Source organism: Cytobacillus sp. MT66, assembly GCF_058792595.1.
The window spans coordinates 1-21,683 of sequence record NZ_JBXAFB010000022.1; the positions used below are offsets into that span (position 1 = coordinate 1).

Below are 21,683 nucleotides of genomic sequence, written 5' to 3' on the forward strand. Positions count from 1 at the left end.
CCAGTCCAATACCGAAGTCATCTGTTGGCATCATAAGTCCCTTTATTTAACTGTCCATTTTATGGGGTATAGTTCACTGTCCCCCTGTCCACGAACCGCTAACGAGCTTTATGGATCACACTTTTTGATATACCGGTTATTCTTGATAGCTGCCGTAAGGTCACCCCGTTAAGTTCTTTGATCATGACTAGTATTTCGTTCCTTTTTGCTCTCTCCATTTTCTGCAACGATCTAATGTTTGTGATCCCTAACCTGCTTAGATGCTCCAATACTTCGCTATCAGCCATTCTCACTTTTTCTTTATACTCGAGACATTGATCATTATTAACTTCTTGCATATATGTAACAAACTGATTTACTGCTTCTTTTCTGTCAATGGAAATTAAATTCAACCCAAAGTCGATATCCACCATATTCGCTTTTCGCACATACTCATTAATGCTTGTCCACTTACTATCAAACACGTTTTTGACCAGCCCTGCCTTTAATGGGTTTTGGTGTATATAACGGAGGACTGTAAAAAAGGACGCCCTGCTTTCTACATTTTCACTTTTATATCGATCTTGGAATAAATGTCCGCATCGTTCATACTTCATGTTATACCAAAACACATAGCTTGAACTAATCCTCTTTATCGCTTCTGAAATCGGTTCTTCTGACTCCTTCAACAATAAATGGATATGGTTATCCATCAAACAATAGCTATAGATCTGAAAATTACAGATAGGTTTATATTTTTTTAATGTTTCTAAAAACTTTATCTTGTCATCATCCTCCTCAAAAATTGTTTGCTTATTTATACCTCTCATGATTACGTGATAGATGCCGCTTCTGCTCTTTTTCCTTGCAGCCCTTGGCATGTATGGGTCACCTCCCGTGTATTTTACTTTCTTAAAAAATTGGGTGAAAAACAGCGTTTAGTTAGATTGAATAGGGAAAGAAAGTCTTTCACGTACAAAACTCGTGAACAACATTAGTTTGGGTAAATAAACATCGAAGTGTGGTAGCGGATTTGTAAAGAGATAAAAAAGAGGGATTTCTTTCTTTAACTAATCTTCGACAACAGCCTCCAAATTCCTGCAAGAATCAATTAAAATGGGGAATGTTCCAAGCATGAAAAATCAATACTTGTAAGAAAAAGGAAGGACACGGTGCCTGTCCCCCTGTCCTTCCTCCCCCCATTAATCACAGGAAAGGACTCTGCCATCGTCGATTATTGTATCGTTTGTTTGAAGGAACGTGTCTCCATCTTCATCAACTAGGTTGATACCCCTAATAAAAACGAGTGGAGTACCGTCTACACCTAATCCAAAGTTGCTTAGTGTGGCATCGCCATTAAATCTTTCTCCTTCAGCAGTACCTGTAGCAGAGGTTTGTAAAAACTCGGATTCCTCACCAAATCTGCACATTGGTTCATCCACAAATTTTGACGTAAAGGTAAAGTTATTTTCAGTCACTAAATCATCCCGGTAAGTGAAATTAATAAAGCTTCCAGGCAACTCACAGTCTCGACAAATGCTTGCGCTTACGGTGATTGTTCCTGTTCGTTCTTCTCCGTTAATCCTAACGTTGATAGGAGTATTCAACGTTGTAGCTACCCCATCACAATCGCACCGACGAATTCCCATACATTCACCTCTTTTCCTTACAAGATGCTGTATTGTATTCAAGATCACGTGTCGTGATTGGACAACTCCATTTTTTTGGGATGAGTGAATTCTCCAGTAATATTAGCCCCCTTCTTAAATTTGGCTGTTATTATTTTTCTTCGTATCTGTCATCTCTGTTAAATTCTTTGTTTTTCCTTGTTCCCTTTGTAAAATAATCGAAAACCACAGCCTGTTACCCTTCCTCTATTCCACTTGTAAGATAATGGATGGACTAGGTGCCTGTCCCTCCGTTTTCAAAATTCCCTGTTTTGAAAGTTTTTTCAGAAAAATTGTTTACAGACTCCTAAATCTATTGTAGAATAATTTTAATTTTACAAATATAACAAAAAAAGGAGGCGTGAAATGTGATCACATTTTTAGCATCAATTGTGTTACTTATTGTCGGATATGCAGTCTATTCAAAGGTGGTCGAGCGAATTTTTGGTATTGATGACGGTCGCAAAACGCCTTCCTACACAAAAAATGATGGATTAGATTTTATGCCGATGGGCTGGTTAAAGGGGAGCTTGATTCAGCTTCTTAATATCGCAGGACTTGGGCCGATTTTCGGAGCCATTATGGGAGCACTTTACGGACCTGTTGCCTTTATTTGGATCGTGATTGGATCGATTTTTGCGGGAGCAGTTCACGACTATTTTTCAGGAATGCTCTCTTTACGGCATGGCGGGGAGCAGTATCCAACACTCGTAGGACGTTACTTAGGAAAAGCAAGTAAAAATATTATCAATATTATTTCCATTGTGTTAATGATTCTTGTTGCAGCCGCATTTACAGCAGGCCCTGCTCAGCTGATTGCCAGTATAACACCATTAAGTCTTATGTCAGCAATTATTATTATATTTGTATACTTTCTTTTAGCATCTATTTTACCTATCAATCAGATTATCGGAAAAATTTATCCGATCTTTGGCGTTATTCTCGTGTTTATGGCGGTTTCAATTGGAATTGGTATGCTATTTCAAGACCAAACAATTCCAAACCTAACTTTTAAAAATCTACATCCAGGAGACTTACCGATTTGGCCGTTGCTAATGGTTACCATTTCTTGCGGGGCGATTTCAGGTTTCCATTGTACGCAAAGTCCAATCATTGCTAGAACAATGAAAAAAGAAAGCGATGGCCGAAAGATTTTCTACGGTGCCATGATTGCGGAAGGTGTTATTGCCATGATTTGGGCAGCCGCAGGCATGACGTTCTTTGGTGGAACCGAGGGTTTACAAGCTGCATTGGCAGATGGCGGGCCTGCTGGAGTGGTTGATGAAATTTCAAAGTCGCTGCTTGGGACACTAGGCGGGATTTTAGCTATCCTAGGGGTAATTATTTTACCAATAACAACAGGAGATACAGCCCTTCGTTCTTCCCGCATGATGCTTGTTGATTTACTTAGCGGATTCATGAACCTTGACTCAAAATGGAAACAATCACTTCTTGCGCTTCCAATTGTCATTCCAACTTTCGCTCTAACACAGATGGATTATTCCTTCTTATGGCGCTATGTCGGCTGGACCAATCAAGTAGTCGCAACCGTGATGTTATGGACCGCAGCCATCTATTTATTAAAATCAAATAAATTTCATTGGATTTGTTCCATCCCAGCCTTATTTATGACAGCAGTATGCGGAACCTATATTTTCTATGCACCAGAAGGCTTCCAGTTGTCATACAATATTTCACTTACATTGGGAGCCATCATAACAACGGCCGTAACGGTCTGGTTTGTGCTTCAAGTCAAGAACAACAACAAATCAGAAGGCATCGAAATCAAAAAAGCAGCCTAACTCGGACAGTGGGACAGACAGGCACCGTGTCCGCGAACTGGGCAACGCAATCGCCTTTTAGATAAGACTAGCAACCACAAGCCACGTGAAAACGCAGATGACAGAAAGAATATAAATATCTGATAAAGAAGTAATCTCCCAGGCGGTGGGTGATTACTTCTTTTTTTATCTTGTACCGGACAGAGTGCCTGTCCCCTTGTCCGGCCCTTCTCCCCTTTAAGATTTTGGTCTAAACCCATAGATCATCAAATATTTTATAGGTAGAAGCTTTTCTAAAAACACATTCCATATGAAATGGGTGGGGACAGATGTTTGTTGTTCGCTTTTTCGAAAACAAAAACCTTTTATTAACTCAGCTGCTTAAACGTATACCATCTGAAGGTGATTCTTTAACAATCAAAGGCCGCAAAGGGAAGGTTTCAAGTGTTAACAGCATTGACGAAAAGATTATTCATGTTCAATTGACCGTAGAAAATATTAATAAAAAGAAACAGCTTGCAGATCCTTCAAAAAAGAAAAAAAGGTAAGCAAGAAACTTTCTCGATACAGCCCCCAGCGTTATTCCCAGCAAAAAAGGACATGGTGTTCCCATGTCCTCATTTATTATCAAATTCTATTAAATCACTAATAATATATTCTTTTTCATAAGAATTGCCTTCTTCAGTGGTCCAAGCAACATTAATGATGGTTGAAACGAATGCTTTTCTCATTTCATCTTCACTCAATCCTTTTGAGTAAAAGACAAATTGGCCATTATAGCTTGCGGCGTTTTTCGTATCTCCAGCATGTTTACTGAATTCCCCGAACCAATACCTATCTATGTCATCTATTGAGTTTATGGCTTGTTTCCAGCTTGTATCTTCGGGGAAGTTTACTTTAGGAGATTTTCCATGTGAATGTTCCATTTTAAATTTGAAGGTCAATTTTCGAAAGTCATCTATGGTTTGATTTTCCAAACCATTCGTTCCAATATCATCATATTGTTCTTCGCTCAATTTTGATATGACAGCAACTGTATTAATATTTGGTTCCTCTGCATTTCCGCTACAAGCAACGTCCGAAACTAAAAGGACGGCAAAAAAACAAAATAACACACAGAATTTTTTCAAGTATTCCTCCCCCTCTCGATATATATTTTACCATATTAACCCAATACGCTTTTTGGGGTATTCCGAATAATGTTAGTTAGTTTCAGACCATCCGCATACTTCATCTATTGTAAAATAAAGGAAGGACATGGTGCCTGTCCCCATGTCCACTAAATTAACTCCCTTAACTCCTCAGTCATTTGTTCGACTAACTCGGGCCTTCCATGAAATTGAGCTGGGGTATTTTGGAAGAGTTCAATTTGCCAATCATTGTCTTTTTTAACTGCAACTAAAGTTTGATGGGCATTTACTGCAGGTTCAATATCTGTTTTTCCAGGTGGAATCATCCCTGCAATAGCATGTAAAATGGCGGCATCTGTTCCCAAAGGTCGGATATCTTTAACTTTAGTTACAAAAGGAGCCGTAGGGTGGTTTTCAAAAATCGGCTTCAAATGCGACAAAATCTCTTCTTTCCCAATTACCTTACTCCCATCAAATCCAATTTGAACTCCCTGCTCTGCAAACTGTTCAGCCATTTTTTCGGCATCGCGGTTATTCCAAGCATCTATTAGTTTTTGATAAATTTTATGCACTTCATCATGTAAAGAAGCACTCATACTTTATTCCTCCTTAGTTAGGCAAGAATCCTTTCTATACTAATTGTATCTATAAAAGGGAATGATTGCATAATTTCACGGTTTGTATTTTAAAGATAAATGGACGCTAAAGGGTCAATAACATTGCTCAGGGAAGGACATGGTGCCTGTCCCTCTGTCCACCATTCCATAAAAATAAAGAGCGCAATTCTTGCCAGAGAATTGTGCTCTTTACTTTTATCAGCTCTTGTTTTTTGTATTTTGACTGCTATTATTAATAAACTGAAAACCATAAAGCAGTAAGGCCCTTACAAAGTCGACTGCTAAGTACTTGAATTTATTTAATTTATTCAAAGTAAATATTTTATAACGGCCGACAAATGTAACACCTCCAAGAAAGATAAAACAGACGTGGAGGATAATATTAGAGATTAAATACAAAGGGAATTTACCGTAAGTCCATTTTAAGATCCAAAGACTTGTCACAAAATATGGACCAAAATTAAAAAAGTCCATACTCTCGAAAGGAGCTACTCCTTTATAAAATTTCCACCATTTTTTCTTTTCGCCATACAAGTCGATCGCTTTCGTGACTGTACTTATAAAAATGGCTGCTGGAAGATACTTTTTAAACGACTTTCGGCCCAAAAACGGAACTGTAAGCCACGGCAAAATTAGCATACCTATATAAAATAAATTAGATTTTTTCATTACACCACCTCTAGAGATTAGAATGTGTAATTTTTTAGCAATTAAACAGAAAACAACATAAATTATGGACAAAGGTATGGACAAAGGGACAGGCACTTTGTCCTTTTTAATGAAGTCAACTTCTATAAAAACATTGATGAATTTAATGTATTAATAAATCTTATACGACAGAGGTGATTATGCTTCATATAAATGATTTGCACAAACCACTATCCCCACGTCCTAAACAAATTTTCGACACTGACCTTACTACCTGCAATAAACTAATCCGAATTCTTTATTGTAAAATTAAGGAAGGACACGGTGCCTGTCCCCCTGTCCAGTTAAAATTAATAAAAGGAAAAAGAAAAGCAGCATAAAAGGTCAGAATAAAGAAGCTGGGACAAAAACCACCACTAAGTTGATAAAGAATTTACACACAAAAATAGAGGAAGGTGAATTGGAATACACTCCAATTCACCTTCCTCACTATTTATGACTAGTTTTGTCCCAACTTCTTTTTTCGTTACCTAAATATATTTATGTTTTCCTTAGATTTCTCTAACTTCGCCTTTTCTTCAATCACATGAACCATTTGATAGAGCTGCTCATTCAATGGGGTAGGAATACCATATTTCTGTCCTAATTCGCAAACAACCTTTCCAAAGTACTCAACTTCCGTTTTTCTTCCTGCTTCAACGTCTTGAAGCATTGAAGTTTTTGCAACTGGTGAAAGGGTTCGGATCGTATCTCCCACTTTTTTTACATCATCATCGTTTAGATGAACACCTACTTTTTCGGAAATAGCTACAACCTCATACATAGCCGATTCTACTAATCTAAGGGCCGCAGGAACCTCTTGGAAAACCCCATAAGGAGCTCTTAATATGGCCGATACTTGATTAGCACCTACATTGAACATAAACTTCCACCATAATGTCCGCCACATATTTTCCGGAATGTCATAATCAATATCTGTTCGTTCAAATAACTCCTTTACAGCAAGGACGTCTTCAGAAACCGTTTGGTCTTTTTCTCCGTAATAAATCTTTCCTAGACTAGAAAATGTAATCTGATTTGATTCTCTTACAGCATCAATCCCTACACTCATACTGTAAAGAATATGCTCATTTTGATAGGCACTGTATATTTCATCTTCACTTGAGATGCCATTTAACAAGGAAAGAATAATCGTATCAGGACCAACGTGGTGCCTCATGTCTTTTATAGCTTGTGGCAGCTCAGCATTTTTTACAGCTAATATAATAAGATCAGCAGGTTCAGTTTCTGTCTCAGGGGTAATGTAATTGAAGCGATACTCCTTTCCATTGATTTGAAATGGGTTATCTTGATATCTCTTAATACGCTCTGAGTTTGCAATCACTTGAAACGAATCTGGTATATGATCGTGCAACTTCGTCCCGTAAGCAGCACCAATTGCACCTAGTCCAATTAAAGATACGTTATTAATTTTTTTCATTTTTTAAGATTTCCCCTTCCTTCACTTTTAATTATCCTAGTCTGTTAAATTACTTTAAAAACTGCGGCAACCAAAGGCTTAATTGCGGAATAAAACTAATGATCATTAAATCAACTAGTAAAACAATAATGAACGGTAAAATTGCCTTTGTTATATCTTCCAATTTGATCTTTGCTATCTCACAGGATATGAATAGGTTTACACCTACAGGAGGTGTACACATCCCCATGGCCAAGTTCACAATCATAATGATTCCAAAATGCACCGGATCTATTCCAAATTCCATTGCAACAGGAGCCAAAATTGGCGCTAAAATAATTATGGCCGCGGATGCATCAAAAATCATTCCTACAATTAAGAGCAATAAGTTAATACATAGCAAGAAAACAATGGCGTTCCCGGAAATATCGGTAAAGAACGCAGCCACCATCTTTGGTACACCCTCGCGGCTCAGGATCCAGCCAAATAGTCCTGCATTCGCAATAATAAACATGATGACTGTTGTCGTAATCGTAGAGTTACTTAGGATTGTTAAGATATCTTTTATTTTAATTTCCTTATAAACAAATACACCGACAATAAAGGCATAGGCAACAGCAACAACCGCAGCCTCTGTAGGCGTAAATATCCCTCCATAAATCCCTCCTAAAATAATCACGGGCATCAATAAGGCTAAAATAGCTTCTTTAAATGCCTTAAATCTTTCGGGCCAGGTTGCTCTCTTTTCACTAGGGTAGCCCCTTCTTTTAGCAATGACATATACTGTAATAGCCAAGGTTAGAGAAATCATTAAACCTGGAATGATTCCGGCAATAAACATGTCACTAATCGAGGTTTCAGTCGATATCCCATATAAGATCATTGGAATACTCGGAGGAATAATAACCCCTAATTCCCCAGATACTGCTTGAACGGCACCCGCATAGTTACGATGATAACCACGATTGATCATGCCTGGAATAAGAATACTCCCTAGGGCTGCAACTGTTGCTGCTCCTGAACCAGAAATAGCGGCAAAAAGCATGGAAGATATAACTACAACCAGTCCTATTCCACCAGTAATATGGCCAGTCATTGCGTTAGCAAAATTGATTAAACGTTTTGATATCCCGCCGTGTTCCATTAATACTCCTGCCAATATAAAGAATGGAATCGCCATTAATGGAAAGGAATCAATTGAAGAAAATTCCCGTTGGACTAAGGTAATAAGAGGAATTCCTCCATCCCACCAGATGGCAATGGCTGAGGCTAATCCCAAAGAAAGGGCCACTGGCACTCCTAGAATAAGGAAGATAATTAAGCAGATAAATAGAACTGCTATCATTTATTCTCACCTTCCTTTTTCGTAAAAGTTTCTATCGTAACAGCAATTGAATTCATAATTAATAAAAAAGCGCCGATTGGGACACAAGCATAGAACACAGACATCGGTAACCGTAATGCAGCTGATTGCTGCAAATGTACCTTTTGAACCATTTCAACACCTTGTACCAAAAGAATAAAAAAGAAAATAATACCAATTAGCTGAATAAAAATAGTCAATATGGTTTTACTTCGCCCTCTAAGCCTGTCGGGTACTATCTCAACAGCAATAAGTTTTTGATAACGAAGAGCTACTGCTGCAGCAATAAAAATAATGTAAGCCATAAGCAATCTCGCCAATTCTTCGGACCACGTTATTGAAGATCCTAATACAAATCTTGAAAAAACTTGGGCCATTATCGTAATACTCATTACAGCGAGCAATACTCCTAGTATCGTCTTAATCCATTTATTCACCAAATCTATAACTCTTAATATAGCTGTCAATAGGGTCACTCCTTTCTAGCTACCTATGTAAGTACAATGCTTATGAAATTTTTAAAGGGCAGATTGATTTGTTCCCATCTTGATTGACTTCGCGGATAACAAATCGGCGGAAAAAAGAAGCGGTCAAGTGCGCTGCTTTTTTACCAAAGAATAAAAGGGGGAATAAAAGTTTTAAAATATTCAATATATAATTTCTATGGAGGGCAGAAGATCTTACTGCCCTCCCATCATTCAAACAGGGTTATTCTGTATCTTTAATTCTTTGAATAATGTCACCGTATTCTTTTTCATATTTTTTATAAATTTCCTCGGAGGCTTCTTCAAAGCCCTTGCGATCGAAATCTTCGCTTTGTACAATTTCCATACCTTGTGCTTCAATCTCCTTCAAGAACTCTGCATCCATATCTGCAATATATTGTCTTTGGTGATCTCTAGCTAGGTATGCTGCGTCTTGGATAACCTTTTGCAGTTCAGGAGATAAACCATCAAATAACTCTTTGTTCATTGTAAAAGGTGCTGCACCATACAAATGGTTTGAAATAGTTAGGTATTTTTGAACCTCATATAATTTTGAGGAAACCACAATACTTAATGGGTTTTCCTGGCCATCAACTACACCTTGCTGCAAAGCAGAGAATACCTCTGTAAAGGACATAGGCGTTGGACTTGCACCGTATTCAGTAAATGAGTCAACAATAACCTTGTTTTCCTGAGTTCTAATCTTAAGATCTTTAATATCTTCTAGGCTTTTGATAGGACGCTGACTATTAGTGATATTTCTGAAACCGTTTTCAGGCCAAGCGATAAGTTTCAATCCAGATCCTTCGATTGCTGCAGCAATTTCATCACCTATTTCACCGTCTAACACCTTATAAGCATGGTCTTGATCCCTAAATAAGAAAGGGAAATCTAAAACATTTACTAAAGAAGTAAAGTTACCTAAAACAGCCGAGCTCGAAATAACCCCATCTAAGCTGCCAATTTGAACAGCTTCGATCATTTCGCGGTCTCCGCCTAATTCACCATTGGGATGAAGGGATACTTCAATTTGTCCATTTGAATTCTTTTCAACTTCTTCTTTAAATTTAGTCAAAAACACATGGAAAGGTGAGGTTTCTGATGTAACGCTTCCAAGAGCAATTTTAATAGTTTCACCGCTGTTTTCTTTGCCCTCTTCGGAAGTATTGCTGCTGTTGGTATTATTAGAGCTTGCCTCATTATTGCTGCAACCTGATGCCACTATTAATAAAATAGCTACTAAAAAAACAGTGAGTCTTTTTTTCATCTAATTTTCCTCCTATTGGATAAAGTTTGTTATTCCAACAGATTCCAAACCCTTTAATCTTTCTAGTTGATAGGATCCCTTTTTTTCTTCGGTTGAATTTCTAGGAGGAATGAAGTGTTATGTAAGGGATGGGATCTAAATTTTAAAGGTATTTTTTTAGCCCAAGGGGATGAATATCCTACGGCATGGATTCTACCTCCTTTATATAGTTTTTGAGTGTCAAACCCTATAAATAAAAATAAAACTCTATTTATGTTATATAATAATTAAAATATTATTTATATTTATAATAATCTGATAATAACAAAAAGATAAATGGCCTGTCCATATGAATATTTGCAAAATGATATGCAATACTCTTGAATAGAATAAACTTTAAGTATTCAGTAAACTATAATCTGTTCCTAAATTATTTAATTTATCATTTTTCAGGAAAGGGGAACCGCCATGTTCTAGTTCCCCCAATATAAATAGCCCTATTAAGATTTACTATTAAATTTTAAGCTGGAAAGATAAGTACTTATACTCAAGATAATCTTCAATTCCGTACTTTCCACCCTCGCGACCAACACCTGATTCCTTAATTCCTCCAAACGGTGCCTGAGCAACAGTTGGGAGTGGGTCATTAATACCGACGATTCCATATTCTAATTTCTCTGGAACTCTGAACATGCGAGATCCGTCGTTAGTAAAAATATAGGAAGCAAGGCCGTACACAGTATTATTAGCATGTTCAATAGCCTCTTCCTCTGTTTTAAAGGTGAAGATTGGTGCGACTGGTCCAAATGTTTCTTCATAAGAAATTTTCATATCATGATTGGCATTTAAAAGAACAGTAGGTGCGAAGAAACTTCCCTTTGCGTACTCGCCTTCTGATAGTCTGTTGCCGCCGCATAGGATCTTTGCTCCCTTTTCTACGGCATCATCAATGTGTTCTTGCGCTTTTTCTGTTGCTTCGTCATTAATAAGCGGTCCAATCGTTACGCCCTCTTCAAGACCATTACCAACTTTTAATCTATTCATTTTTTCTGCCAAAATAGATGCAAATTTTTCAGCGACTGATTCCTGAACATAGATTCTATTTACACATACGCAAGTTTGGCCCGCGTTACGGAATTTACTGGCCATTACTCCTTCGGCAGCTAGTTCTAAGTCTGCATCTTCAAATACTAGAAATGGTGCGTGGCCGCCTAGCTCCATGGATACCTTTTTCATGGTATCAGCTGATTGGCGTACTAATTGCTTGCCAACTTCGGTAGAGCCGGTAAATGTTATTTTGCGAACAACAGGGCTATCCATCATGGCCCCCACAACTTCTGATGCAGAGCCATTTACTAAGTTAACAACTCCAGCAGGAACCCCAGCATCATGTAATGCCTTGAAAACCTCAATGGCAGTTAATGGTGTAGCCGAAGCTGCCTTGACGATGATTGTGCATCCGGCAGCAAGAGCCGGTGCCAATTTTCTCGTGATCATTGCAAACGGGAAGTTCCAAGGTGTGATGGCTCCTACCACACCTATTGGTTGACGAATCACAAGAAGACGTTTATTTGGTGCTGATGCTGGAATAGTATCACCATAAATACGCTTACCTTCTTCAGCATACCAATCTAGGTAGTCAATACCTAAAGTGATCTCTCCAATTGATTCAGCTTTTGGTTTACCCATCTCCAGAGTAAGAACCTCAGCAATTTCTTCCGTGCGTTCACGAAGGATATCAGCTGTTTTCTTAAGATAAATGAAACGTTCTTTTGCTGTTAAAGCCGCCCATGATTTGAACGCTTCCTTTGCCACTTTGATAGCCTCTTCAGTATCGTCTGCGCCGCCTTTTGCGACTTTTTGCACTAGCTCTCCAGTTGCTGGATTAGTAACATCAAATGTCTTTTTGGAAATTGCATCTCTGAATTCGCCATTAATATATAACATTGTTTTCCTCCTTGATTTAATTCTTTAAACCTATCAACATTACTGTCCTAAAAGGAATAAAGAAAGTTTTGGAATAAACGTAAACATGATCAGGTTTATAATTAAGATAAATAGTAAAGGCAGAACTTTAACGATTAAAGTATTCAATTTGATATCTCCAAGCGTTTTAGCAACAAAAAGGTTAACACCCAATGGCGGTGTTAAAAGACCGATTGCCATATTAACAACCATAATTAATCCGAAGTGAATCAAATTGATATCATATTGTCCAAGCAATGGCAGTAAAATTGGAACGACAATAATAATGGCTGCGTTAAGCTCCAAAAATGTACCCAAAATGAGTAACAATATATTGATTAAGATCAGGAGTACAATTTTATCGGATGCAAATGATCCTACCCACTCGGCAACTTTTAATGGAATCTGTTCCTTCGTTAAAATCCAGGTCATAATATTTGCTGCTGCCAAAATTAATAGAACCATAGCTGAAGTGACTCCAGCTTCAACAAAAAGTCCCTTTAATTCTGAGAATTTTAACTCTCTATAAATAAAAAGGGCCACAATTAATCCGTAAACACAAGCCACCGCACCAGATTCAGTTGGAGTGAAAATTCCTGTGTAAATTCCGCCAAGAATAATAATTGGCATTAACAAACCTAAAATGGATGCTTTAAACTGATTGAAAAAGTTGCTGAAAGTAGCCTTTTCTCCACCTGCATATCCTTTTTTCTTGGCGTATAGATAGCTATAAATCATTAAGGAAATACCTATTACAATACCAGGCATAATGCCTGCAATAAACAAATCTCCAATACTGACATTGGCAGTAACCCCATATGTAATAAATGGAATACTTGGAGGGATAATGACACCAATCGTTCCTGCTACAGCCATAAGGGCCATAGAAAATCCTTTATCATAACCCTCTTTTACCATTGCTGGAACCATAATACTTCCAATAGCTATAACGGTAGCTGGCGCTGAACCCGAAATGGCTGCGAAAAACATACTGGCAAGAACAGCAATAATTGCTAATCCTCCTGATGTCGAACCCACAATACTTGATGCGAATCGAATTAGTCGCTGCGAGATTCCGCCCTTCTCCATGATTTTCCCAGCAAGCATAAAAAACGGAATGGCCATTAACGTAAATGAATCAAGCCCCGTAAACATTCGCTGAGCCGGAATAAAGGAAGGCAAATCAGATGCTAATAATAAAGCAAGCACCGACGCAAAGGCAATGCCGATAGCTAAAGGTACACCTATTGCAAGTAAAGTTAACATTGATATAAATAATGTAGGACTCATCCTGCATGTACCTCCTTTGCTGATTCAACTTGTTTAGAAAGTTTATTAACAAACAATTCATTATAGGCTAAACAGAAATATCTTATGGCCATAAAGGCTGCACCAATCGGAACAGAACCATATGCTAGATAAATAGGAATCCTCAATGATGGAGATAGCTGATTTGTTTCAATTAAGGTCAGCATAAATGGAATTCCTATGGCCAGCAATGTAATACAAAAGGCAAATGACAGAACATAGTTTATGATAAGTAGCACTTTTTGACCGCGAGGGGCGAAAAGATTTGTAACAGCATCAATACCAATATGGATAGACGTTTTCACTCCCAAGCTTGCGCCAATCATAACAGACCAAATCATTAAATATCTTGAGAGTTCATCTGCCCATGGTAATGACTCTTTCAGAATAAAGCGGTTTACAATTGCTGCGAAAACGATAACAAGCATACCTAACATAAATAGGAAAACCAGGTTTTCTTCGATTTTTGTTAGAATGTCGTCAACTTTTTTAACTACCTTTCTCATATTCGCCCCCCTAGTCTAAGTAGTAGTTATTAAGACAGTTCCTTTTCAACCTTTTCAATTTCTTTCAATACTTTATCAATTAGATCCTCGCCCAATTCTTTGCGATATTTTTCATAAGTCGGTTCAGTTGCCTCTTGGAAAGCTTTTTTCTCTTCATTAGTTAATTCAATAACTTCCATCCCGTTTTCTTTCAAGACATTAACACCTTCTGCAACCTGTTTTTGGTTCAATTCGCGTTCTACCTTGCTCCAGTTTGCTGCTGCATCACTTACAACTTTCTGAAGGTCTTCTGGAAGTCCCTGATAAAATGAATCGTTGATCATCATGATATATGGGCTATAAACATGACCGCTTAATGTCGCATATTTATTTACCTCATAAATTCTAAAACTCTCAATGATAGAGACTGGGTTCTCCTGACCATCGATAACACCTTGCTGCAATCCGGAATAAATTTCTCCGGCACCCATTGGCGTTGGGCTAGCACCTAATGTGGTAACCATGTGCATATGAGCAGGGTTTTCCATCGTTCTTATCTTTAATCCTTTTAAATCCTCTGGCTTTTTAATAGGCTTAACACTATTTGTAAAATGTCTAAATCCATTTTCGCCCCATGCTAATCCGCGAACTCCTGTTTGATCAAGCATTCCCTGTAAAATTTCTTGCCCTACTGATCCATCCAGTACTTTCGCCGCGATTTCCTCATTCTTAAATAAGAATGGTAAATCGAAAACCATTGAATCTGCATAAATGCCTGGCAGAGGACCTGTTGTGATAACAGCCATTTCAATTGACCCTAACTGGACACCTTCAAGCTGTTCGCGCTCTGAACCAAGCTGACTTGCTGGGAATGTTTTTACGCTAATTTGGCCGTTGCTTTTTTCTTCAACTTCTTTTTTAAATTCTAAAATCGAAGCTTCAAGTCGGTCATTTTCCGCTGGTGATGAGTGTGCAACACTAATTTCATATACTTTATCTGAACTACCGCTAGAATTACTTTCTGAACCGGAACTACCTTCGCTAGAACTTGCACTATTTGATGAAGAGCATGCCACTAACAGGATGCCCATCAATACCAAAACCATGGATAACATTACTTTTTTCAAAATTATTCCTCCTAGAGATTCTTGAATAATAGAATACTAGATTACCGCTGTCTTATTTAAATCAACTTGAATACCGCAAACTTCCAATGCTTCAACCACAACACGAACCCCGGCGCGACTAAGAGCATCCTCAGTTAATCCAGCTACGTGTGGTGTTGCAATAAAATTCGGCAAGTCAAATAAAGGAGAGGCGAAGCAAGGCTCTTCCTCTTGCACATCTAACGCTGCTTGAGATATTGGCCCGTTAGCAAGGGTGTTAAACAGAGCTCTTTCCTCAATAATTCCGCCGCGGCCTAAGTTTAAAATCATTGAGCCCTTCTTCATTTGATTAAGTTCGTTTTCACCAATCATATGGTGGGTCTCATCAGTTAAAGGAGCATGTATCGTTACTATATCTGAGTTAATTAATAGTTCGTTCAATGTACTCTTCTTAGCCCTATTACTGATAAACTCCTCATCAGATATATATGGATCATAGGCCAATATCTCCATTGAAAACCCGCCCTTTGCGATTTCAGCTACTGTTTTTCCGATATTTCCAAAACCGATAATTCCTAATGTTTTATTCCGTAATTCTCTTGCTGAAGTATATCCATGTTTATTCCATTTACCGGCTTTCATCTCCTCATAGCCAACTGGTATTCTCCTCATAGAAGACAACATCATAGCACTAGCATGCTCAGCGACAGAGATCGAATTTACCCCTGGGAGATTTAACAGCCGAATTCCCCTTCCCTTGATATACTCTTGATCACATTGATCCAGACCAACGGAAGCGATTCCAATAATCTTAAGCTTTCCTGAATTTTCTAATACCGGATACTCTATTCTTGGAGTTGCCGGAGTGGCCCGTCCAAGTAAAATATCATAATCAGAAATGACTCTTGCTAATTCCTCTGGCGAAATATTGTAATTTATATCAACCGAGCAATATTGTTCTAATAGCTTGATTCCATCTTCATGAATTCGGTCAACTACTAATGCTTTCAAGAAATAACCCCCCTTTTGCTGTCGGAGTGCAATAATTTAATTTTTTTTGCACATTGCATAAATTCAGTGAATTAATCCGCTGCTAATACTGGTTCCTGATTATCCGTTCTTACTGGATATTGGATCATGCTCAAGTTTTACAAGTTTAATCTCCTACAACAATGGATGCCCTTGTTATTTCACGTTTTACGGATTTATCAAGTGCAACAGCAATTTCATCTAGTGAAAAATCAGCATCAAGAAGTTCGTCAAAAGGATACTTCTCAATATTTTTTGATAGAAACTTTAACGCTTTATTTAAGTACCAAGGGTCATATTGTATAACAGGTATGATCAATATAGACTTTCTCGTCAGTTCCCCAGGCGAAATAGAAGTTTGTGCAGTGGGTGATACATTTCCAATGCTGAGATATCTTCCGCCCCTGCGAATCAAGTGAATTCCCTCTGAAAAAGCCGCAGCGACACCGGTCATCTCAATTCCGATATCTGCACCTCGCCCTTCCGTTAATTCAAGTACTGCTTGAACGCGTTTTTCTGTGGTATCAAACTCATTCATATCAATAACATGGTCTGCGCCGAATTTTTTTGCCTTTTCAAGACGGCCTTTGACTCCGTCAATAATAATGACAGTGGCACCAAGTTCTTTGGCCATGACGGTTGCATTTAGGCCTAAGCCTCCTGCACCCTGGATAACAACCGTCTCCCCATACCGAAGGTTCGCCTTCTCTACTCCAAAATACACTTGAGATAAAGCACAGTTTGCACTTGCTGCAACAGAATCAGGCACATTATCAGGTACCTTATAAAAATATTGATTTGGATTAATATAATAATGCGAAGCAAAGGATCCGTGAAAATGTGGTGCCACATCGGGCATCTTTGACCATCCGTCATAGGCATGTTCACATAGATGGAACTGGCCTGCTTGGCAGGCTGCACATTTGTGGCAAGTTAAAAAGTAGGCGGAAGCGACTCGGTCTCCTACCTTAACTGGCTGCCCAGCATAATCCTTTTCGATACCTTCACTGAGTTTTTCAATCACACCAACCATTTCATGTCCTAGTACGCCAGTCTTTTTAAATGGATGGTGCCCTTGCCAAATATGAAGATCTGACCCACAAACATTGGTGCGGGTTACTTTAACTAAAACAGCTCCTGGCTCAACATCAGGCAGCTCATATTCTTGCATAACTAAACTGCCTGGTCCCGTCATCATTGCAATTTTCCCCTTCATTTTTTTCCTCCATTTTCCTATTATTTTTGATTTTCTATAGCCAAATTTTTATAAGCAAACCAAAGGTAAAACCAAGGATTAAATCAATAGATTACGCTCGTTTTTGAATAACATCGATCATCTTCACATCGAGAATTTTCATCGACTCCTAAATTTTACTGCTTATGTAATTTTTCATAACGATCGCGAGCCCCTTGGAGGTGCTTCCACATTTTTTGGCGGGCCTTTTCTCCATCACCAGAGGAAATAGCCTCACAAATTTGGCGGTGCTCTTCAAAGACTTCCTCGCGCTTGACCTCACTAATAAGTGTGTTCACAATGTTGTGCGTGACAACTTTTAATAGTTTGTCAGATAAAGTTGACATGACCTGTTCGGTTATGGAATTGCCTGCTATCGTTGCAATTGTCATGTGAAATTCGAAGTCTTTCTTAGCCGAAAGATGCTTTGAATGAACAGACGATTCGAGTGAATCAAAAATTGCTTGAAGTTTGGCCTTTTGTTCTTTGTCTGCACGGATTGCAGCATAATAAGCTGCATCAGCCTCAATTGTCTGACGGAATTCCATAAGCTCAAGGACATTGGTAACGCTATCATTTATGATGTCATCAATTTGAGATGGGATGTCATCCTCGGTTTCTTTCAAAAAGGTGCCAACGCCGGTGCGTATTTCAACAATTCCAGTAGATTCTAGGACGGTAATTGCCTCCTTGATAGAGGATCGGGATACCGAAAAAGATTTGGCAAGCTCCCGTTCTGCAGGCAGCCGGTCTCCAGGCTTAATATCGCCTTTCTTAATTGCTTCTTTAATCTGCTCGATGATTTCTTGATAGACCCTCTTTTTCCTAATTGGATTAACTTTCATTACTGAAAATATCACCTCTTTTCTGTGGTCATGCATCCGGGAGGTCAGTCCACTACATGCATAATATAACACTCTGAATCTAGTGAGTAAACTGAATTTTAAATAAATTTTAAAAATTGAATAAACATATAGACTAATCAAATAATTTTAGTGAAAATTTATTTTAAAAGGGAATCTTGAAACAGACAGTATTAATGTTATAGGGCGGCAAAATAGTTAAGATTCAATCTGCCGTGTGGAAAAGAATATGTCTTATGCGATTTTCGACCAAACTTTTACTTTGTCCCACGAATAAAATTAGATTATTGCCTGAACTGATACTATTAATAAATTTTAATAGGACCAATGTCATTAAAATCGATCTGCATAAGGTCACTATCCCTATGTCTTAAACATATTTGCCGGCAATAACCTTCACTACTCTTATTAAATTAATCCGTATTCTTTATTGTAAAATACAGGAAGGACACGGTGCCTGTCCCCCTGTCCTGCTTCCGCTTAAACACAAGCAATTGAATTTTTACTGGAATATGCTGAATTACTAAAAAGTTAAAAAGGATGTGCAGTAGGTGGGGATAAGGAATTTCTACGATTATATTGTTATCGGTGCTGGGACAGCTGGGGGAATCGTTGCAAAAAAATTAACAGATGATAATAAAACTTCCGTACTAGTACTGGAAGCAGGAACGAATATGACCGAAGAGTTAAGCAGTGCTTCCATAGAACGAGCTTTTATTTTATCTACCGATAATAAGTTTTCCTTTAATATTCTATCGAGATTTGAGCCTGAAATTGGTCGGCAGCTTCGTTTAACTGGAGGCAGAGCAATAGGTGGCAGCTCAGAACATAATGCTATGTATGCAGTTCGTGGGAGCCGTGATCTTTTTAACCAGTGGAAAGATCTCGTTGGTGATCAATGGAGTTACGATAACATTCGTTCTTTATTCATCTATAATGAATCCTATACCGGAATGACACAGGAACCAGAAGAACGGGGAATGAACGGTCCAATCTCTGTTAGACAGCAAAATGTTCCAGATAATGGACTTAACCAAGTTCTGGCTCAGGCAACATCAGATGTATTAAAAATACCTATAGTTGAAGATTATAATACTGGTATTAGTGATTGTACTTTTACCAAATCACAATTCACACAGAAAGAAGAAAACGGGGATTTTTTCCGTTCATCTACAGCAACTGGTTATTTAAATAACACCATTGTCTCTCAAGGAACTGAGGACTCCCTTGATGAATTTGGAGTTGGCAAAAGAAAGTTAACTATATTTGCTAAGTCAACAGTTAATAAAATTATATTTAAACAATTAAATGGTGTACAAGTTGCTGAAGGGGTAGAATTTTTCAAAGACGGGAAATCTGAAATTGCATTTGCCCGAAATGGAATTATTGTTTGCGCCGGGATTTTTTCATCAGTTATCTTGCAGCGTTCAGGAATTGGAAGAATAGACGAGTTAAGTAGTGCAGGGATTCCAACGTTAGTGGAGAGTCCTAATGTTGGCCACAATTTACAATCTCATTTTTCTATTGGAATGGGCGTAGAAGTAGAAACTGGGAGACTTCTCCAAGTTTTCGGAGCTGACCCAAATCAGCCGATTACATTCGGCGCTTTTCAGTCAGTTAATGGACCTAGCCGTCATCTTCAATTGTTAGGAATTATAGTACCTGTTTTTATTCCAGTTCAGGATGTGCTAATTAATAATTGGGTATTTTCCCCGGAAAAGCCGAGTAATATTATGAGTATTGGTATTATTAACCTAAACCCTAGCAGTAATGGAACAATAACAGTAGCACATAGTGATCCCGAAGCATATCCATCCATTTCATTTAATCCACTGGATAATCCAGACGACTTAAATTTTTTAGTAGATCAATACATTAAAACCCACAATATTATAACGAGAGCCCGAAAACTAGACCCAGGTGGAAAGTATAATGTAGTCTATCCTCCAGAAAAGATCTTCCACAATCCGAATGAAGAAGAAAAGCGAAATCAACTAGCTGCTTTTGCAAGAGCCTCCTATGCAAATTTTGATCACTTTGGAGGACAATGTAAAATGGGGCAGAGTATCCAAGAAGGAGTCGTAGACGGGTTTCTGAATGTATTTGGAACGAATAAACTTAAAGTTGCAGACCTCTCAATCTCTCCTATCCTACCTGACGGCAACACTTCTATACCTGCCCAGATGATTGGATTAAATGCAGTACGATTTATTCAAGAAGAAAAAGATCAAAATGGAGATATGGATTAATATGGATTAGTATAGTTTTAAAAAGCTACGGTATATAACTTTTTCACATTTTGTGTACCTAGCTTTTATTATTTTCCTATAAAACTGCCTGTATCCGGAATCCCAGGTAATTATCAGGGACATGTACCACCCTTTTCAAAAACACAGGGATATTTTGTTGTTCTCGGTGTTTCTTATGCATAACATAAACGTTTTTCAAGAACATTCCTTGAAAATTTCAAAGGTACCAGCCTGATTTAATAAAAAAGAAGCATATATACAATTTTTCATTAAATATTGTATATATGCTTCTATTAATTACTTTTGCTTTGCACTTATTTGGATTAATTTTGGAAACAACACAAATGTCAGGACAACTGCTGCTATTAACAAGGTTGAAACGGCAGCTAATGTAGGATCTAAATCAAGGTTGAAATTTTCCCACATTAAAATTGGTAAAGTTTTTGTTACAGGTCCTGTAAGGAAGATTGATAATACTACTTCATCTAGAGACAACACAAAAGCAAAAATAAAACCCGCCATTATTGAAGAGCGAATAATAGGTAAAGTGATTTTAAAAAAGACACCAATTGGCGTTGATCCCAAACTCTCGGCAGCTAATCTTATATTTTTATCTACACCTTGGATACTAGCAAGAACCGTAATAAATACAAAAGGGATTGCTATTATGGAATGACCTAGAACAAGACCTGCTATGGTATTAGTAAGGTCATAGGATGTAAATGAAAAATATAGAGCAATCGCTATGATAATAGTTGGGATTGCCATTGGGGCAACTATCAAATTTGCAAATATTTTCTTTCCGGGAAAGTCGATTTGATTTACCGCGATGGCAGCCATAACACCTAATATGACAGCAATTAAGGATGTTAAAGTTGCCACGATAAGGCTTCGTTGAAAAGCTTCGAGCCATTGAGGGTTTTCGACAAGGGCACTATACCACCTCAACGAAAAACCTTCAGGCGGGAAATTAAACGCAGTAGTTCCATTAAAGGATACAGGAATAAGCAGCAGGATAGGTGCAACAATAATTAGCAAAAATATTGTCACCATTATTCTGAGCCACATT

At 38.0% G+C, this 21,683-nt stretch carries 20 protein-coding genes; 3 read left to right on the top strand and 17 right to left on the bottom strand.

Translation table 11 applies throughout. From position 1 onward, the window contains the following. Positions 1 to 98: 98 nt before the first annotated feature. Together AC1Q59_RS23040 and AC1Q59_RS23045 are read right to left on the bottom strand one after the other, a co-directional pair. Positions 99 to 860 carry a transposase gene (locus tag AC1Q59_RS23040; RefSeq protein ID WP_492368214.1) on the bottom strand — a complete coding sequence of 254 codons (762 nt, stop codon included), beginning with the start codon at positions 858 to 860 and terminating at the stop codon, positions 99 to 101. Positions 861 to 1,181: 321 nt separating this feature from the next. Next, the gene (locus tag AC1Q59_RS23045; protein WP_492368215.1) at positions 1,182 to 1,628 is read right to left on the bottom strand and encodes a hypothetical protein; all 447 of its coding nucleotides are present in this window, start codon (positions 1,626 to 1,628) and stop codon (positions 1,182 to 1,184) included. A gap of 386 nt (positions 1,629 to 2,014) precedes the next feature. Here AC1Q59_RS23045 and AC1Q59_RS23050 point away from each other — a divergent pair, with 386 nt between their 5' ends. Together AC1Q59_RS23050 and AC1Q59_RS23055 are read left to right on the top strand one after the other, a co-directional pair. Then, positions 2,015 to 3,448 (top strand): carbon starvation CstA family protein, encoded by a 1,434-nt coding sequence (locus tag AC1Q59_RS23050; protein WP_492368216.1) that lies wholly within the window; start codon positions 2,015 to 2,017, stop codon positions 3,446 to 3,448. 308 nt (positions 3,449 to 3,756) lie between these two features. Then, positions 3,757 to 3,975: a hypothetical protein gene (locus tag AC1Q59_RS23055; protein ID WP_492368217.1), complete on the top strand. Its 219-nt coding sequence runs from the start codon at positions 3,757 to 3,759 to the stop codon at positions 3,973 to 3,975. A gap of 69 nt (positions 3,976 to 4,044) precedes the next feature. On the opposite strand, the gene AC1Q59_RS23060 is transcribed toward AC1Q59_RS23055, so the two are convergent. From AC1Q59_RS23060 to AC1Q59_RS23125, 14 genes are all read right to left on the bottom strand, one after another. Further along, positions 4,045 to 4,557 carry a fructose-bisphosphate aldolase gene (locus AC1Q59_RS23060; RefSeq protein WP_492368218.1) on the bottom strand — a complete coding sequence of 171 codons (513 nt, stop codon included), beginning with the start codon at positions 4,555 to 4,557 and terminating at the stop codon, positions 4,045 to 4,047. A 149-nt stretch (positions 4,558 to 4,706) separates the two neighbouring features. Then, positions 4,707 to 5,153: an SgcJ/EcaC family oxidoreductase gene (locus tag AC1Q59_RS23065; RefSeq protein ID WP_492368219.1), complete on the bottom strand. Its 447-nt coding sequence runs from the start codon at positions 5,151 to 5,153 to the stop codon at positions 4,707 to 4,709. A gap of 219 nt (positions 5,154 to 5,372) precedes the next feature. Continuing rightward, positions 5,373 to 5,843 carry a hypothetical protein gene (locus AC1Q59_RS23070; protein ID WP_492368220.1) on the bottom strand — a complete coding sequence of 157 codons (471 nt, stop codon included), beginning with the start codon at positions 5,841 to 5,843 and terminating at the stop codon, positions 5,373 to 5,375. Positions 5,844 to 6,348: 505 nt separating this feature from the next. Then, the gene (locus tag AC1Q59_RS23075; protein WP_492368221.1) at positions 6,349 to 7,302 is read right to left on the bottom strand and encodes a ketopantoate reductase family protein; all 954 of its coding nucleotides are present in this window, start codon (positions 7,300 to 7,302) and stop codon (positions 6,349 to 6,351) included. Positions 7,303 to 7,351: 49 nt separating this feature from the next. Continuing rightward, on the bottom strand, positions 7,352 to 8,626 hold the full coding sequence (locus AC1Q59_RS23080) for a TRAP transporter large permease (protein ID WP_492368222.1): 1,275 nt from the start codon (positions 8,624 to 8,626) through the stop codon (positions 7,352 to 7,354). After that, positions 8,623 to 9,111 (bottom strand): TRAP transporter small permease, encoded by a 489-nt coding sequence (locus AC1Q59_RS23085; RefSeq protein ID WP_492368223.1) that lies wholly within the window; start codon positions 9,109 to 9,111, stop codon positions 8,623 to 8,625. Before AC1Q59_RS23085 ends, AC1Q59_RS23080 begins: the two co-directional genes overlap by 4 nt. 241 nt (positions 9,112 to 9,352) lie before the next feature. Next, positions 9,353 to 10,396, bottom strand: coding sequence for a TRAP transporter substrate-binding protein (locus AC1Q59_RS23090; RefSeq protein WP_492368224.1), 1,044 nt, complete (start codon positions 10,394 to 10,396; stop codon positions 9,353 to 9,355). Between the two features lie 492 nt (positions 10,397 to 10,888). After that, complete coding sequence (locus AC1Q59_RS23095) at positions 10,889 to 12,322, bottom strand: NAD-dependent succinate-semialdehyde dehydrogenase (RefSeq protein WP_492368225.1); 1,434 nt, start codon at positions 12,320 to 12,322, stop codon at positions 10,889 to 10,891. 39 nt (positions 12,323 to 12,361) lie between these two features. Beyond that, positions 12,362 to 13,630 carry a TRAP transporter large permease gene (locus AC1Q59_RS23100; RefSeq protein WP_492368226.1) on the bottom strand — a complete coding sequence of 423 codons (1,269 nt, stop codon included), beginning with the start codon at positions 13,628 to 13,630 and terminating at the stop codon, positions 12,362 to 12,364. Further along, positions 13,627 to 14,154 (bottom strand): TRAP transporter small permease, encoded by a 528-nt coding sequence (locus AC1Q59_RS23105; RefSeq protein WP_492368227.1) that lies wholly within the window; start codon positions 14,152 to 14,154, stop codon positions 13,627 to 13,629. The genes AC1Q59_RS23100 and AC1Q59_RS23105 overlap by 4 nt, the downstream gene beginning before the upstream one ends. A gap of 29 nt (positions 14,155 to 14,183) precedes the next feature. Further along, positions 14,184 to 15,260: a TRAP transporter substrate-binding protein gene (locus tag AC1Q59_RS23110; protein ID WP_492368228.1), complete on the bottom strand. Its 1,077-nt coding sequence runs from the start codon at positions 15,258 to 15,260 to the stop codon at positions 14,184 to 14,186. Positions 15,261 to 15,296: 36 nt separating this feature from the next. Continuing rightward, positions 15,297 to 16,250 (bottom strand): hydroxyacid dehydrogenase, encoded by a 954-nt coding sequence (locus AC1Q59_RS23115; RefSeq protein ID WP_492368229.1) that lies wholly within the window; start codon positions 16,248 to 16,250, stop codon positions 15,297 to 15,299. Positions 16,251 to 16,395: 145 nt separating this feature from the next. Next, positions 16,396 to 17,484, bottom strand: coding sequence for a zinc-binding dehydrogenase (locus tag AC1Q59_RS23120; RefSeq protein WP_492368230.1), 1,089 nt, complete (start codon positions 17,482 to 17,484; stop codon positions 16,396 to 16,398). Positions 17,485 to 17,639: 155 nt separating this feature from the next. Further along, positions 17,640 to 18,347: a FadR/GntR family transcriptional regulator gene (locus tag AC1Q59_RS23125; protein ID WP_492368231.1), complete on the bottom strand. Its 708-nt coding sequence runs from the start codon at positions 18,345 to 18,347 to the stop codon at positions 17,640 to 17,642. A 569-nt stretch (positions 18,348 to 18,916) separates the two neighbouring features. Between AC1Q59_RS23125 and AC1Q59_RS23130 the strand changes: the two genes are divergently transcribed. After that, entirely contained in the window at positions 18,917 to 20,614 is a 1,698-nt protein-coding gene (locus AC1Q59_RS23130) for a GMC family oxidoreductase (protein WP_492368232.1), read from the top strand. Between the two features lie 297 nt (positions 20,615 to 20,911). Here AC1Q59_RS23130 and AC1Q59_RS23135 read toward each other — a convergent pair whose 3' ends face one another. Then, complete coding sequence (locus tag AC1Q59_RS23135) at positions 20,912 to 21,682, bottom strand: ABC transporter permease (RefSeq protein ID WP_492368233.1); 771 nt, start codon at positions 21,680 to 21,682, stop codon at positions 20,912 to 20,914. Position 21,683: the final 1 nt, after the last annotated feature.

Bases quoted from the DNA above. Each gene is read 5' to 3' on its own strand.
- AC1Q59_RS23120 (WP_492368230.1), bottom strand. From the start codon at position 17,484: ATGAAGGGGAAAATTGCAATGATGACGGGACCAGGCAGTTTAGTTATG.
- AC1Q59_RS23065 (WP_492368219.1), bottom strand. From the start codon at position 5,153: ATGAGTGCTTCTTTACATGATGAAGTGCATAAAATTTATCAAAAACTA.
- AC1Q59_RS23090 (WP_492368224.1), bottom strand. From the start codon at position 10,396: ATGAAAAAAAGACTCACTGTTTTTTTAGTAGCTATTTTATTAATAGTG.
- AC1Q59_RS23070 (WP_492368220.1), bottom strand. From the start codon at position 5,843: ATGAAAAAATCTAATTTATTTTATATAGGTATGCTAATTTTGCCGTGG.
- AC1Q59_RS23045 (WP_492368215.1), bottom strand. From the start codon at position 1,628: ATGGGAATTCGTCGGTGCGATTGTGATGGGGTAGCTACAACGTTGAAT.
- AC1Q59_RS23100 (WP_492368226.1), bottom strand. From the start codon at position 13,630: ATGAGTCCTACATTATTTATATCAATGTTAACTTTACTTGCAATAGGT.
- AC1Q59_RS23105 (WP_492368227.1), bottom strand. From the start codon at position 14,154: ATGAGAAAGGTAGTTAAAAAAGTTGACGACATTCTAACAAAAATCGAA.
- AC1Q59_RS23055 (WP_492368217.1), top strand. From the start codon at position 3,757: ATGTTTGTTGTTCGCTTTTTCGAAAACAAAAACCTTTTATTAACTCAG.
- AC1Q59_RS23040 (WP_492368214.1), bottom strand. From the start codon at position 860: ATGCCAAGGGCTGCAAGGAAAAAGAGCAGAAGCGGCATCTATCACGTA.
- AC1Q59_RS23095 (WP_492368225.1), bottom strand. From the start codon at position 12,322: ATGTTATATATTAATGGCGAATTCAGAGATGCAATTTCCAAAAAGACA.
- AC1Q59_RS23075 (WP_492368221.1), bottom strand. From the start codon at position 7,302: ATGAAAAAAATTAATAACGTATCTTTAATTGGACTAGGTGCAATTGGT.
- AC1Q59_RS23135 (WP_492368233.1), bottom strand. From the start codon at position 21,682: ATGTGGCTCAGAATAATGGTGACAATATTTTTGCTAATTATTGTTGCA.
- AC1Q59_RS23125 (WP_492368231.1), bottom strand. From the start codon at position 18,347: ATGAAAGTTAATCCAATTAGGAAAAAGAGGGTCTATCAAGAAATCATC.
- AC1Q59_RS23080 (WP_492368222.1), bottom strand. From the start codon at position 8,626: ATGATAGCAGTTCTATTTATCTGCTTAATTATCTTCCTTATTCTAGGA.